The sequence below is a fragment of the Nocardioides sp. GCM10028917 genome, assembly GCF_042666175.1.
In the GTDB taxonomy this organism is placed as follows: Bacteria; Actinomycetota; Actinomycetes; order Propionibacteriales; family Nocardioidaceae; genus Nocardioides.
Window position 1 is genome coordinate 109,938 of the sequence record NZ_JBHTFL010000003.1, and the last position, 13,459, is coordinate 123,396.

Annotated in this window: 12 protein-coding genes and 1 pseudogene; 5 read left to right on the top strand and 8 right to left on the bottom strand. The window is 67.9% G+C overall.

Features of this window, described 5'->3' with window-relative positions:
• The first annotated feature begins 116 nt into the window (after nucleotides 1-116).
• Nucleotides 117-833 (top strand): M15 family metallopeptidase, encoded by a 717-nt coding sequence (locus ACFQW6_RS03905; RefSeq protein WP_378541491.1) that lies wholly within the window; start codon nucleotides 117-119, stop codon nucleotides 831-833.
• Nucleotides 834-1,556: 723 nt separating this feature from the next.
• On the opposite strand, the gene ACFQW6_RS03910 is transcribed toward ACFQW6_RS03905, so the two are convergent.
• A complete protein-coding gene (locus ACFQW6_RS03910) occupies nucleotides 1,557-2,315 on the bottom strand; it encodes an MBL fold metallo-hydrolase (protein WP_378541493.1) in 759 nt (252 codons plus the stop codon).
• Nucleotides 2,316-2,572: 257 nt separating this feature from the next.
• Here ACFQW6_RS03910 and ACFQW6_RS03915 point away from each other — a divergent pair, with 257 nt between their 5' ends.
• The 3 genes from ACFQW6_RS03915 to ACFQW6_RS03925 all read left to right on the top strand — a co-directional run bounded on the left by ACFQW6_RS03915 (nucleotide 2,573) and on the right by ACFQW6_RS03925 (nucleotide 5,787).
• Nucleotides 2,573-3,172 (top strand): SigE family RNA polymerase sigma factor, encoded by a 600-nt coding sequence (locus tag ACFQW6_RS03915; protein ID WP_378541495.1) that lies wholly within the window; start codon nucleotides 2,573-2,575, stop codon nucleotides 3,170-3,172.
• Nucleotides 3,169-4,401, top strand: a complete 1,233-nt coding sequence (locus tag ACFQW6_RS03920) for a hypothetical protein (protein ID WP_378541497.1) — start codon at nucleotides 3,169-3,171, stop codon at nucleotides 4,399-4,401. The genes ACFQW6_RS03915 and ACFQW6_RS03920 overlap by 4 nt, the downstream gene beginning before the upstream one ends.
• Nucleotides 4,402-4,668: 267 nt before the next feature.
• On the top strand, nucleotides 4,669-5,787 hold the full coding sequence (locus tag ACFQW6_RS03925) for an IS30 family transposase (RefSeq protein WP_378541499.1): 1,119 nt from the start codon (nucleotides 4,669-4,671) through the stop codon (nucleotides 5,785-5,787).
• A gap of 169 nt (nucleotides 5,788-5,956) precedes the next feature.
• On the opposite strand, the gene ACFQW6_RS03930 is transcribed toward ACFQW6_RS03925, so the two are convergent.
• From ACFQW6_RS03930 to ACFQW6_RS03960, 7 genes and pseudogenes are all read right to left on the bottom strand, one after another.
• Complete coding sequence (locus tag ACFQW6_RS03930; RefSeq protein ID WP_378541501.1) at nucleotides 5,957-7,072, bottom strand: YbhN family protein; 1,116 nt, start codon at nucleotides 7,070-7,072, stop codon at nucleotides 5,957-5,959.
• A gap of 193 nt (nucleotides 7,073-7,265) precedes the next feature.
• A pseudogene (locus ACFQW6_RS03935) lies at nucleotides 7,266-7,475 on the bottom strand (tyrosine-type recombinase/integrase); the annotation flags it as partial.
• A gap of 426 nt (nucleotides 7,476-7,901) precedes the next feature.
• A complete protein-coding gene (locus ACFQW6_RS03940; protein ID WP_378541503.1) occupies nucleotides 7,902-8,120 on the bottom strand; it encodes a hypothetical protein in 219 nt (72 codons plus the stop codon).
• Nucleotides 8,121-8,136: 16 nt separating this feature from the next.
• Nucleotides 8,137-8,328: a hypothetical protein gene (locus tag ACFQW6_RS03945; RefSeq protein ID WP_378541505.1), complete on the bottom strand. Its 192-nt coding sequence runs from the start codon at nucleotides 8,326-8,328 to the stop codon at nucleotides 8,137-8,139.
• A 94-nt stretch (nucleotides 8,329-8,422) separates the two neighbouring features.
• Entirely contained in the window at nucleotides 8,423-9,073 is a 651-nt protein-coding gene (locus ACFQW6_RS03950; RefSeq protein ID WP_378541506.1) for a Crp/Fnr family transcriptional regulator, read from the bottom strand.
• A 332-nt stretch (nucleotides 9,074-9,405) separates the two neighbouring features.
• A complete protein-coding gene (locus tag ACFQW6_RS03955; RefSeq protein WP_378541508.1) occupies nucleotides 9,406-9,792 on the bottom strand; it encodes a response regulator in 387 nt (128 codons plus the stop codon).
• A 4-nt stretch (nucleotides 9,793-9,796) separates the two neighbouring features.
• Nucleotides 9,797-12,058, bottom strand: a complete 2,262-nt coding sequence (locus tag ACFQW6_RS03960) for a GAF domain-containing protein (protein WP_378541510.1) — start codon at nucleotides 12,056-12,058, stop codon at nucleotides 9,797-9,799.
• A 274-nt stretch (nucleotides 12,059-12,332) separates the two neighbouring features.
• On the opposite strand from ACFQW6_RS03960, the gene ACFQW6_RS03965 reads away from it, so the two are divergent.
• Nucleotides 12,333-13,196, top strand: coding sequence for an alpha/beta fold hydrolase (locus ACFQW6_RS03965; protein ID WP_378541512.1), 864 nt, complete (start codon nucleotides 12,333-12,335; stop codon nucleotides 13,194-13,196).
• Nucleotides 13,197-13,459 lie beyond the last annotated feature (263 nt).

Sequence of the window (13,459 nt, forward strand, 5' to 3'; positions counted from 1 at the left end):
CCTGGATCCCGGAATCAGATGCCGTAGACGACGATGCTATGAGGTGACGCGGGACGGTGGTAGGACTAGGGTCTATCGCACCACCTGCTCGTTGAAGAGTCGACACGGGGAGAGCTATGAAGATCTCGGGTTTCCTGTCCTCCGTCGTGCTGGCTGGGGCCCTGGCTGTGGCGCCGGCGGTCCCGCTCGCCGCTTCTCCTGCGACCTGGCGTGGCGCGACTGCGACGACTGCTCCCTCTGCGGCGTTCCAGGCGACCATTCGGACAGTCGATGAGGAGACGCGGGCGCGGATGATCGGGATGTCGTGGAAGCCCGGCTGCCCGGTGCCAATCGATGATCTGCGCATCATCGACATGAACTTCATCGGGTTCGACGGTGCCGTCCACTCCGGGGGCCAACTGATGGTGCATCGGCTGGTCGCTCCTCAGGTGGTGGAGGCGTTTCGGGTGCTATTCGAGAATGGGTTCCCGATCCGGCGCATGGAGCTGATCGAGAACTACGGCGGATCCGACGACGCTTCTATGGCAGCGGACAACACCTCGGCGTTCAACTGCCGGCCTGTTACGGGCACGACCGATCGTTTCTCGATCCACTCTTACGGCCAGGCCATCGACATCAATCCCGTGGAGAATCCGTATGTCCGGGGCAGCACCGTCCTGCCGCCGGCGGGGGTCGACTACCTGGACCGCACCGACATGCGTCCGGGAATGATCACGAAGAACGACGTGGTGGAGAAGGTCTTCCGGGAGCAGAAGTTCTTCTGGGGTGGTGACTTCAACTCGCTCAAGGACTACCAGCACTTCGAGACCAAGAAGTTGGTGCTGCCCGACTGATCTGGTCGGAAGAAGAACGATCCGCAGGCGTGCCTCGCGCCCCGGTTTGGCGGGGATGCTGGGATCTCATCAGCGGTGCCGACGCGACATTCTGGACGCTGTGCAGCGCCTACGGGGCAGTCGTGTCCGGCGGGTCGACGCTGGTTCCCGCGGGGGAGTGGCGCCCCGCCGGTAGTCCAGAGTCGGCCGCAGCTCTCCCCGGCGCGTGAGGCCGTATGAGGTGTTGGTCAACCTCGCAACCCTGCCGCACCTATTCACCTTCTGCGTATGGAGCTGTCGAGCTGTGGGCTACTTCTGAACGCATCTCGGCACGAGCGGACACTCGGTTCGCGACAGATGCGGATGCTCAGACGTCGTCGAGCTTGGCCTCCAGCGGCAACACCGGGCGCTCGGTGGTGCCTTATCGAGCATCATTCCCACTCGAGATTCGTCGGGTCCAGGACGACCTGCGGGACGACCGAGTTGTCGCCTAGCCCGAGTCTGAACGGTGCATCACCATGAGGTGCGCTAGATCGCAAACGGCGCACATGATCCGGTCGGCGTGCACAGCACGAACGGGTGCGCTAGTCGCTCGTGACGGTTCTTGTCGCCTCATCCGGCCCGAGCAACCAGGTCAGGCCTAGTTCCACGCATCCATCTCGACAGTGCACTGGCGCATGTCGCAGGGCGGCAGCGGACGGGTCGAGAAGCGGGGCCGAGCTCGCCTTCCTCGACGCGGTCAGTTCACAGAGACCTGGCCAGCCGTCGCAGCTGGGCTGCGGCGTCTCGCTGGACGGGCGGGCCGTGGCCGACAAGAATGACCTGGGGCTCCAGAGCGGCAAGTTTGCGAACCGACTCTTCGGCTGTCCGCAGGCTATTGGAGAACTCCGACATCGGGCCTTGCAGCCCGTTCATTGTGTTGGAGATAGCGTCCCCGGCGATGAGCACCCGCGAGTCTGTATCAAAGACGGCGATGTGGCCGGGGGTGTGTCCGGGGGTCTCGACCAACTGCAACCCAAAGACTTCCTCGCCGTCGGTGACCGGGCGGACCTGTCGCCCCGAGAAGTCCTGGATGTGTCTCAGATCTGCCGCGCCCGCGTAGATGGTCGCGTCCGGCGCCCGAGAACTGACCTCAATAAGGCCATCGTGATGGTCCCAGTGAGCGTGGGTGATCAGGACGTGCCGCACGTGACCCCATCCAGTACCTGCGGCTCCAAGTACCGCTTCGAGTTCGTCCAGGCGACTACCGAGGCCGCAATCGACCAACGCGGCCTCGCGGCCGCGCACGAGCACGTAGGCCGACACATAGGCGAAGTCGACTCGCCACCAGTCCAACCCGGCGGCAGAGCCGCTACGGCCCGGGCCGCTGGGGACATCCGTGTCGTCGTCGCCATCGGCGTTGCAAGCCGCCGCAAGCCCCAGCAACGCAAACCCGATGACGCCCCTGCTTGCCTGCACAAGGAACCACCGCCGCCCCCGCACGCTCGTCGCGGTCACTGTCATACCCCGAGCGTGCGACGACTGCGGACGGGCGGTCAAGGCTCTTGATGTACCCGGCCAGGACGTCCGTAGCGGCGAGCTGGCTGTCCTGGCCGGGTCGGGCGACTCCGACCTGGATCTGCTTGAGAGCCGCACGCTCGACGGTCGTAGGCAGGAGCTTCGCCTTGGCGGCTCGCGCGGGGGGAGGATGGAACGTTCCCACCCTCTGATGACGATTAGAGGTTGAGGGCGACAAGTGCTCAAGGTGACGGGACACGGTCATGGTCGATGCAGCGAGGTCCGGTGAGGATCCAGCTCCGGACGATGACGGTTTCCGCGAGTGGATGATCGTTCGGTCCTCGACGCTGCGACGCAAGGCGTTCCTGCTGTGTGGGGACTGGTCGTCGGCTGACGACCTGGTACAGGACGTCCTGGTCGCGATGTACCCGCGGTGGTCGCGGATCGCGCGCGGCGGGCACGTCGATGCGTACGCCAACCGGGTGCTGATTGGAAAGGTCGTCGACGCACGGCGCCGGCCGTGGCGGCGGGAACGGTTCTTCAGCAGCGTCCCAGACTCGATCGACGTCACCAGCGAGCGCGCCATCTCGGCGGTCGACGAACTGGACGGGCCCCTGGTGTCGGCGCTGGCCGCACTGCCGGCCGGCCAACGCGCGGTCCTGGTCCTCAGGTTCACCGACGACCTCACCGTCGAGGCGATCGCTGACGTCATGGGGATCCCCGCCGGCACGGTGAAGAGCCGCCTCTCTCGTGGCACAGAGGCCCTGCGTGCCCATCTCGACGCTTCCGGTGACCAAGCCAGGCGAACGGCACATCTCGATCCGACCCCGACCCTCAGTCCCGTCACGGAGGACCGATCATGAGCGCAGACGTGCAGGAGCTGTTCGATCGAGCAGGTCGGAATGCGCCCGCCCCAGCCCTGGACGCTGACGCCGTCCTGCGGCGTGCCCGGCACCACCACCGCCGCCGCATCACCGGCGTGGTCGCAGCGACCATCGCAGCGACCGTGGTGCTGGGGGTGAGCCTGGCGGGTCAAGCCAACCGGCCCACGGCGCCAGATCCTGCGGCGCCTCTCCCGACCACGTCGGCACCGGGAAGCTTGGGCCGCCTCGCGTTCGAGCTCGACGAGGACATTTACGTGGCCGACGGGGACGGCGCGAACCGGGTCCGGATCACAGATACCGTCCAATCCGGCGCAGAAGACGTGTGCGCAGGCTATTGGGTCGACGGACCCGCCTGGTCGCCCGATGGGCGGCACCTCGCCTACCGAGGGGACGAGGACAGCGGTGACACGCGACCCAACGGTTGTTCCACGAGCACGACCGTCACCATCAGTGATCCGTCGGGCCGCCGCATCGCATCCTTCCCCAGCTTCGGCTGGCGCATCGCGTGGTCGCCCGACTCCAGCCGGGTTGCTGCCTGGGTCGACTTCGAGAGCTCGTTGGGGATCTGGGGGCTCGACGGGGTACGCCAGGCGCTGCTCACCGTGCCGCCAGAGCTCTTGCCGAGCTGCGACTGTGACCCCGTGTGGTCACCCGATGGCACGTCCCTCCTGCTCCGCGGTGCGGAGATTCCCGTGGACGGCTCCCCGCCGCGGCAGCTGTCGCCAGACGACCCGCGATCCCAGTCCCAGTTCGAATACTCGCCCAACGGAGACGACATCGCGTACGTGCCTCCGGACGGGCTCTACGTCGCGGCGGCTGATGGGTCCCAGGCCCGCCAGCTGGTCCCCCAAGACCCCGATGACACCCTGTACTGGTGGTACGGCATCGAGTGGTCCCCGGCGGGTGACCAGATCGCCTTCGTGAATAAACCGGGCGGCGAGTCGTCCGACGGGAGCCATGTAAATGAGCTCACCCTGGTCGACGTGGTGAGCGGGACCCTGGTCCCGCTGGCCGACATGGGTGGTGGCCTCAACGAGTACAGCGCCAAGATCACGTTCTCCCCCGAGGGTGACCAGATCCTCTTCACGAGGATTGACGCCACGGGTGCGAAGTCCCTCTGGACGATCAAGACCGACGGCTCCGAGCTCCGACGACTGGTCGACGGATCCGAGTGGGGCGAGTGGCAGACCCTCGGCTCGACGGGCTGAGTCACGGGCTCACGTGGCCCACCGCCCCAAGGGTCGGTGCCGCACGCGTTCACCGGGGCGGTCGAAGGCGCTGAAGATCTCCGCCGGTCTGGCAACGGTGCTGCCGAACCAGTGTCCGTCTGGAGCCCCATCGGTAGGCGTCTGCATTGTGTGACGTCGCCGTTCGAAGCTTCCAGTCACCGCCCCTACTGGGCGAAGTAAAGCGCCCGCTCATCGGGGCGCTCTCAACGGGTCAGCGCAACACTTCGTTGACTCGAGGAGGTTGCGGTGGGACACGGTGACTACGAGAAGCTGACGCCTGGCCATGCAGCGAAGCCGACGGCTCGGCAGCTAGGCCTGTCACCGAGCACGGTGCGTACCTACCTGCTGCGCTGTGGCGGGGTCAGACCCGATCCCCGGCGTCGGTCCCGGTGTCGCCTGTCGATGGCGGAGCGTGAAGAGATCTCTCGGGGCTTGGCGGCCAAGGAGTCGATCCGAGCCATCGCGACTCGATTGGGTCGAGCGCCCTCGACGGTGAGCCGAGAGATCAACACCAACGGCGGGCTGAGGCGATACAGAGCAGCCAGAGCCGATCGTGAGGCGTGGTCGCGTGCGACCCGTCCCAAGACGTGCAAGCTGGCCATGAACCCGGTGCTGGCTGGCATCGTGGCCGAGAAGCTTCAGCGACGATGGTCACCCCAGCAGATCGCAGGTTGGCTCAAGTCCACCTACCCCGACGACCCGGAGATGCACGTGTCCCACGAGAGCATCTACCGCACCTTGTTCGTCCAGTCCCGCGGCGCGCTGCGCAAAGAACTGACCGCTCACCTGCGCACCGGGCGGGTGATCCGGCGACCCAAGGGAGTCCGGTTGCCCGACGGTCGTGGCGGCCGGCCCAACACGCTGCACATCTCCGAGCGACCGGTCGAGGTAGAGGACCGGGCGGTGCCCGGCCACTGGGAAGGCGACCTGGTGTTCGGCAAAGGGATGAGCCCCGTTGCCACGTTGGTGGAGCGCTCGACCCGGTTCCTGATGCTGGTCGCGCTACCAGGTGGCAATCACAAGGCTGACGCGGTCGCCGATGCGCTCGCCGCCGCAGTCACGACGCTGCCGCAGCAGCTGACGAAGTCGTTGACCTGGGACCTTGGCCACGAGATGGCCCAGCACCAACGCTTCACCATCGCCACCGGGGTGCAGGTCTACTTCTGCGACCCAAAGTCGCCCTGGCAGCGCGGCAGCAACGAGAACACCAACGGACTCCTGCGCCAGTACCTGCCCCGCCGCCTCGACTTCCGCACCCTGACCCAAGCCGACTTCGACGCCATCGCTCAAGAGCTCAACGAACGCCCTCGACAGACCCTCGGCTTCAAGACACCATCACAAGCACTAGCCGAGGTGTTGCGATGACCGCCTGAACCCGCAGGCAGATCCGGTTGTTCTTTGGCGCCGAAGCGCGGCGGAAGGACGCGTGTCACCTCGGCGTGAGCTCGTGTCGACTTCAGGCGCGGAGCCCCACTGGTCTGAGACCAGCCGCGCGTTTCAGGTCGCTGTCGTCGACGAGCCGCTCGAACGGGTGCTAGTCGATGTCGGTCAACCGGCGATCCGCGACCTGGTGGTGAATCCGCCACCACCCCCAGGCCAGCCCGCCAATCGGGATCGGCAGCCAGAACGAGAAGAGTCGGTAGAGCAGCGTGCCGATGAGCGCGGTGTCGGCCGGGACGCCGACCAGGACGAGGAGCGCGGTCAGTCCCGCGTCGACGAAGCCCACACCACCGGGTGTGATCGGGATGATCGCGAACGCCTGCGCGACCACATACGCGAGCAGCACCTCGGCGGGACGCACGTGCGCTCCGAATGCCACCAACGCGGCGACCAGAGCCGCGTAGTCGAACATGCGGTTCGCGGCCGCAGCGAACACGGCCCTCCACCAATGACCGCGAAACGCAGCGGCGACCCGCGCACGCTGCGCCAGGAGCCCGTCCGCAAGACCGTGCGGCGTCACAGACTTCCAGAACACATGGACGACACGTCCGGTGACCATGCCGGTCGCGGCCACGACTGATGGCCAGGTCAGCGCCGTGACGCCGATGGCAACGATGACTGCTGCCAGGATCAACGAGACAACCAACCCCAGCTGCAGCTGCTTCGCCGGCGGCGGCCCGATGATCAGGGCCGGGATGGTGAGCACGGGCAGGATCAAGAGCACCGCTGTCCCCAGCAGGTTGGTGGCCGTGAGCCCCGACGCCACCGCGCCGGCTGGCTGCCCGGACTGGATGAGGACCTTGGCCTGCACGACTCCACCGGTGGCGGCACCCCCGGGGACGACCTTGCTGGCGGCGTTGCCAGCGAGCTGGGCAGCCGCGGCTGTCCCCCAACCCAATCGAGGTGGCGGCTGAGCATGTCGATCTGCCGCCCCGTCAGGGACCGGGTCGTCAGGGTCCGGGTCGTCAGGGTCCGGGTCGTCGGGACTCGCGAGCGCGATGCGCGCCAGCCACCACAGACAAGCAAGGCTGCAGATCTCGAGTACGGCGAGGATGACGAACCAGGGCTCGTCAACGTCCGACAATCGGGGCCACGCCCCGAACATGGTCAACAAGCTCGGCGCCACGATGTACAGGCCGACGCCCGTGACAGCCAACCCGACTGCACGGCCACCCCACCGACGGACCAGGCTCTTGCCGGAGATGCTCATGCTCGCCCCGCCTGCCGAGTCGCCCATCCGCGCCGAAACTCGGCACCCTGCCAGTTTCCAGAACCGCTCGGAAATGAACAAGGAAGACCTGGTTCGGAACCCCGCTCGCGCGCTACTCAGGATCCCCGTTTCGCCAATCACCGGTCGTCATTTCGGGTGCTGCGTGCCTCGCGTCGTCCAGCTCCGCCCTCGTCTAGACGGCAGGGACGTAGGCGGTGAGGAAGTGGACGCCGTGGCGGTCGAGGACTCCGCGGGCGCGGCCGTAGTACTCGGTGGTGCGCAGGGCGGCGTGTCTGGCGAGGATCTGGCCGTCGCGTAGCGGGACGCCTGCGTCGAGGGCGTGGGTGATGGCGGCGTGGCGGAGCGAGTGTGCGCTGATGTGTCGCGGGATCCCAGCTGCTTTCGCGGTTGACCTCGACGTCTACTGCGAGTCCTCGCTCACGAGTCCCAAGGACATCGCCGTCTAGGACGAACGGCTCGCGTGGGCCGGTGGATGCCGGCGCCGCGCTCACCTGGCCGCGCACGAACGAGACGATCGCTACCGTCCTGCCGCTCGTCCTTCCAGGACTCGGTGACCTCAGGCGAGATCCGGTCCTCGGGGACGACCGCGGTCGCTTCGGTGAACACCAGCCCGGGCGCCGCCGGGGGCGAACGAGCCTATGTGCACGAGGCGCCACTCGTTCGGGAGGCCGTCGCCTGCGGAGGACCGGCACGTCGGGGCGACCCCACACCCGGTCGCGGATGGTGACGTCGTGAAGGGCGATCGGGGTGAAGAGCTGACTCACGCCTCTCGCCACTGCTGGTCCTGTCCGTAGTTCTCAGGTGACAATCAACGCGGAAGGAGTTCATCAGCGGCGTTGCGCAGGGCTGCGGCACATTGTCGGTGGACAACAACGGTGACGGGAGTGGGCTCCCAGTAGTGCACGCGTGCCGCCTCCCGGCTGGCGGCGTCGTCTTCGTGTCGGGCAAGACGCAGCAGCTCCCGACGCAGCGCGTCGTGGAGGAGGTCGGCCCTGGTCGTGGTCTGGGTGGCGGACTGGGTGGACATGGTGGGCTCCGTCCGGTCAGCCGTAGGCGTGCGAGAGGTGGACAAGCTTCCAGAGGCGGGAGCGTCGGTTGGCGGGCGCGGTCGCAGCGCCGATGTTGCTGCGGAGCTCGGACTGCTTGATCTCGCGGACGAGGCGCCGGTGGTCTGCCTCGCGGATGCGGTCGGTGATGATGGCTCGGCAGATGGCTTCGGATTCGTAGAGGGACATGTCGGGTTCCTTCGCTGGGATCTGTGTTGTGAACCCGATCCTGAGCCGCTGCGAAGGAAAGTTCTGTTCGCCCCGAGACACTCCGTCAGATCACTCAAGGACCGCGTCGGCGCAGCTCCGCCGGGTCCAGAACCTCGATCCGCGAGCGGCTGAGCCGGATCACGTTGCCGTCCGCGAGCCGCTGGAGGACCTGGTTGACCGGTGGCCGCGTCGCCCCTACCAGGTCTGCGAGCTGGGCCTGGCTGAGGGGGATGGCGACGGCGCCCTCGCCCGTGCCGTAGGCATCTGAGAGGTCTAGCAGACGGCTGTAGACCCGGCGGTCCAAGGTCTCGTACATGGTCTCGAGGAGTCGCCGGCTGAGGAGGTCGATACGGTCGGCCAGGAGCGTGGACACGACCCGCTCGATGCCCGGGTTGTGCTGGCAGAGCCGGTCGAATGCCGTTCCCGCGACCGCGAGTGTCCGGCTCTCTTCCAACGCCGTCACCGTCGCCGTGCGGCGTCTGTCGGTGCGCAGCAGCGCTAGCTCGCCGAAGTAGTCCCCAGGTGAGAGGACCGTGAAGGTCGCCGCGGCGCCCGAAGCCAATGTGCCGCGCACTGCGAGGTGGCCGCCTTCGACCAGATGCAGCGAGTCCGCCGGGTCGCCCTCGTGGCACAGGACCTCGTTGCGCGCGAACGTGCGGCGGTGGGCGAGGGCGAGGAAGGCCTCCCGATCCTCGGCTCGCAGGGGTTCGAGCAGCCGCCACACGGCGTCAGTGAAGCACACCGGCGGGTCGCCGGCCTCCGGCGCGAAGAGGTTGGCGAGGGCTCCTGCACCACGACGTCGGCGAGCTGAGCAGCAGCGAGCAGGTAGCGGAGGGGGCCGCGAACCGAGCGGAGGCGGCGTGGGCGTGGCAGGCGATGACGCCCCCTCACCTTTGCGCACCCGCCGAACACGCGCCCGCCGGAAGGCGCAGTCCCACCGTGTTGAGCGCTGCTGGCGGTCGCGGCAGCCGGGGTAGCCCGGGCGCCACCCGGGACCGGGCCGCCGCGCAGTGCGCGGGCTGGTCGTCCACGACGGGGGTACGTCGGTGTCGGGGGTCATCGCACGTCTCCCAGGCCGAGGAAGTCCTCCACCAGTTGGGGCAGGGCGCGCACGCTGATCGGCTTCTCGACGTAGCCGTCGAACCCGGAGGCGAGCGCCCGCTCGCGGTCGTCGTCCATGGCGAAGGCGGTGACGGCCACCACCGGTACCGAACGGGTGCTCTCGGCCTCGCGGAGCAGCCGCAGCGCCTCCGTGCCGTCGATGCCGGGCAACTGCAGGTCCATCAGGACGAGGTCGGGGGCGAGCTGTGCGGCGAGACGCACTCCCTCCTCGCCCGTGGTCGCCTCGACTACCTCGAAGCCGTAGTGGGTCAGGACGTCCCGCACGAGCTTGAGGTTCCTGGGGTTGTCTTCGACGACAAGGACCCGTCGGCCGGTTGTCACGTCCTCACCCCTCTCCTACCGCGCGGGAACCCGTCTGGACCGAGGGCACCACCCGAGCGATCGCGTCGAGCAGAGCGCCGCGTCCGACGGGCTTCACGAGGTAGGCCGCGGCCCCCAATGCGGCGCCGCGTTGCTGCTCGTCCACGATCGACACCACGATCACGGGGATGTCGCGGGTATCGGGGTCCTGCTTGAGGGTGGTCAGAACCGCCCAGCCGTCCATGCCCGGCAACCTGATGTCGAGCAGCACCGCGCTCGGCCGGTTCTGGCGTATGGCCTCGAGTCCGGTCGGCCCGTCACGCGCGGTGGTGACCCGCACCGAAGCGCCGTCGAGGAAGGCCGTGAAGAGATCGAGCGAAGGCCGGTCGTCCTCGATCACCACGACCTCGCACATCCCGGAGGTCGACATGGGGTCGACGGCGTCGTCGCTGGTCCGCGACGGGAGCGTGAAGCCGAAGGTGCTGCCGACGCCCACCTCGCTCTCCAGCCACATCCGGCCACCGAGCAGCTCGACGATTCGGCGCGACAGGGTCAACCCGAGTCCGGTGCCTTCCTCGCGTGAGGCACCCCGCCCGCCCTGCTGGAAGGACTCGAAGATGCGCTCACGGTCCGTCTCCGGGATCCCGACCCCGGTGTCGGTCACCGTGACCTCGAAATCGACCGGCGTCCGCCGCGCCCGGACCGCCACCGAGCCGCCGTCGCCAGTGAACTTCACGGCGTTCGTCACGAGGTTGAGCACGACCTGCTTGAGCCGCAGCTGGTCGGAGTACGCATGGGCCAGGCCCGGCTCGACGTCGACAGTGAGATCGATACCGTGCGCGGTCGCCCGCTCGCGGAGCATGGCCACCGCCGCCTCAAGGAGCACGCGCAGGTCGAACGCGGAGTAGTCGATCTCCATCCGCCCGGCTTCGACCTTCGAGAGGTCGAGGATCTCGTTGAGCAGCTCGAGCAGGTGCTTCCCAGAGCCGTGGATGTCCCGCAGGTACTCCTCCTGTCGCTCGTTGATGTCGCCGAACATGCGCTCGAGCAGCACCTCCGAGAAGCCAAGCACCGCGTTGAGCGGGGTGCGTAGCTCGTGCGACATGCTCGCCAAGAACTCCGACTTGTGCCGGCTCGCCAGTTCCAGGGCAAGGCTCTGCTCCTTCAGCTCCCGGAAGAGCTGGGCATTCAGCAGCGCGAGCGCCGACTGGCTGGCGAAAGTCTCCAAGAGGTCGACGACCTCCGAAGAGAAGTCGCCGGTGCGTCTGCGCCGTACGATCAGCGAGCCGACGATCGTTTCCTCGCGAAGCAGGGGGACGGCGACGAGAGACGACCATCCGGCGCCGTGCAGGATCTCCAGGTGCGGGTCGAGCTCGACGGCCGCGAGGTCGGGGACGACGATCGGGCGCCGCTCCAGCGCGGCTCTCCCGACGAGCGTCTTGTCGAGGTCGATACTCACGGAGCGCAGCTGCTCCACGACCTCGGGAGCCGTGCGATAAGCGCTGCGCACCACGAACCGGCGGTCTCGCTCGACGTACTCCATGATCGAGCCGCCGTCGGTGCCGGACAGTGCGACCGCATGCTCGGCGATCGTGTCGAGAACGCCCTCGAGGTCGAGGGTGGAGCTGACCGCCTCGCCGACCGCGCGGAGCGCCTCCAGCTCGTCGACCTTGCGGGCCAGCTCCGCTCCCCGCGTCTCGAGCTGCTGGATCAGCCTGACGCCGTTGACGGCGATTGCCGCCTGGACGGCGAACGCGCTGACGATGCTCACCTCACGGTCGTCGAACGGGCGGACCTCGTTGCGCCACACATTGAGGGCGCCAACGACCGCGTCGTCGACGATCAGGGGAGCGGCGATCACTGTGCGGAAGCCCGCGGATCTCTGCAGATCGTGGCGGCCGAAGTCCGGGTCGGCCAGCACGTCGGGAATCTGGAGCGTCCTCCGCTCGAGGCCGACGCGTCCGGTGAGCGTCTCCCGGTCCATCGAGATCGGGTGCTCGGTCAGCACCAGCCGGGACGCCTCGGAGAGCCCGACAGTCCCCATGAGGCGGAACGTGTCACCCTCCAACAGGTAGAGATGCGCGGCCTCCGATCGGGACAGCCGGCGCGCGCTCTCAACGATTGTGGTGAGCACCGCGCCCGGATCGGCTGTCGACCGGCCCATGGCCTCGAGCACCTCGGACGTGGCGCCGAACTGGTCAGCCAAGGCGTCGTAGTCCCGGCGGAGCCGCTCGTGCTCCGCGGCGCTGACAACTCCCGACTTTGGGAACGGAGCAGGTTCGACCACTGGCGGTCCTCCCTGCGGTCGGGTACCCCTCGACCGCACCGACCAGTCTCCACCCGCGTCACCATGGTCGGCAACCACCGGGATGGCGGTCCTGGCGGCGTCGCCTCAACCAACGTCGGCCGCGCTGGCACCCGGCGAAGTGATGCGGTTGTGCCGACCGTTTGCATCTCCTGTTGACCTGGCCGCGGCAGCTTCGGGGACGTGCAGGTCCGGTCATGGGTGGCGGTGGTCTTAGCGCCGGGTCGCCGCCTGACTTCTGGCCTAGTCTCCGAGCATGGAGCGCACCTCGTTCACGGCAACTACGGGCCTTGGTGAGATCGTTGGATGGGTCGCCGGGCAGGGACCGCCGGTGCTGGCCCTGCACGGCGGGCCCGGCCTCAACTTCGACTACCTCGACACCCTGGTTGAGGAGGTTGCCGAGCGCTATCGCGTCGCGACCTTCCAGCAGCGCGGGCTGGCGCCCTCGACCGCCGATGGCGAGTTCACCATTGCGGAGGCGGTCGGCGATCTCGTCGTGGTCCTTGACGAACTCGGCTGGGACAGCGCCTACCTGTTGGGCCACTCATGGGGCGGCCATCTTGCTCTCCACGCCGCAACCGCGATTCCCCACAGGCTGTCCGGCGTGCTGGCCGTCGATCCCCTGGGGGCGGTGGGCGACGGAGGGACCGCGGAGTTCACCGCGCAGCTGGTCGTGCGAATGCCCGATGCAAATCGCCCCAGGTTCGAGGAGCTCGAGGCCAAGGAGTCGGCCGAGGGCCTGTCTCCGGAGGAGGACGCCGAGCAGCTAGGTCTGGTCTGGCCGTCTTACTTCGCGGAGCCGTCGACGGCACCGGCGATGCCACCGGTGAAGGTGTCCCAGGCGTCGTACGAAGGATTGGTGGCCGACCTCAATGCGCGTCTGCCGAAACTGGAGGTGGCGCTTTCCACCATCGAGGTGCCGGTCGGTGTGCTCGTCGGCGAGCGGAGTCCGATCCCCATGACAGCCGGCACCGACACTGCGGACCGCATCCCAGGAGGGTGGTGGTCGGCTGCACCAGGAGCAGGTCACTTCATCTGGCTCGAGGCGCCAGATGCGGTACTCGCGGCGATGACCCGGCTGACCGGGCGTCCGGCGGTCCCAAGCGTTTCACCGCTGTGAGGTTAGGACGACTTCTCCGGAATCGGTGCAAGGGCATCGGGGGCTGGCACCGCGCCCCAGTGGGCGCGGTGCTCGCTTGACTCGCCTTCGGAGCGAGCGATCGCGGGCAGGCGGGTGGCCGTGCCATGGCCGGTCGAAAGGGCCGAACCCCATCCTTGGGTCCAAGCGTGACGCTGCCAGATTCCTCCCGGCTGGGGTAGCGAGGCATGCGGCGCGTGGGCGGCACACTCTTCCCTTTACCCCACGTGGGGCTTGCATCGGAC

What these genes read in the sequence shown, in the direction of transcription:
- ACFQW6_RS03940 (WP_378541503.1), bottom strand. Translation starts at nt 8,120, where the DNA reads ATGTCCACCCAGTCCGCCACCCAGACCACGACCAGGGCCGACCTCCTC.
- ACFQW6_RS03945 (WP_378541505.1), bottom strand. Translation starts at nt 8,328, where the DNA reads ATGTCCCTCTACGAATCCGAAGCCATCTGCCGAGCCATCATCACCGAC.
- ACFQW6_RS03915 (WP_378541495.1), top strand. Translation starts at nt 2,573, where the DNA reads ATGGTCGATGCAGCGAGGTCCGGTGAGGATCCAGCTCCGGACGATGAC.
- ACFQW6_RS03930 (WP_378541501.1), bottom strand. Translation starts at nt 7,072, where the DNA reads ATGAGCATCTCCGGCAAGAGCCTGGTCCGTCGGTGGGGTGGCCGTGCA.
- ACFQW6_RS03965 (WP_378541512.1), top strand. Translation starts at nt 12,333, where the DNA reads ATGGAGCGCACCTCGTTCACGGCAACTACGGGCCTTGGTGAGATCGTT.
- ACFQW6_RS03920 (WP_378541497.1), top strand. Translation starts at nt 3,169, where the DNA reads ATGAGCGCAGACGTGCAGGAGCTGTTCGATCGAGCAGGTCGGAATGCG.
- ACFQW6_RS03905 (WP_378541491.1), top strand. Translation starts at nt 117, where the DNA reads ATGAAGATCTCGGGTTTCCTGTCCTCCGTCGTGCTGGCTGGGGCCCTG.
- ACFQW6_RS03910 (WP_378541493.1), bottom strand. Translation starts at nt 2,315, where the DNA reads ATGACAGTGACCGCGACGAGCGTGCGGGGGCGGCGGTGGTTCCTTGTG.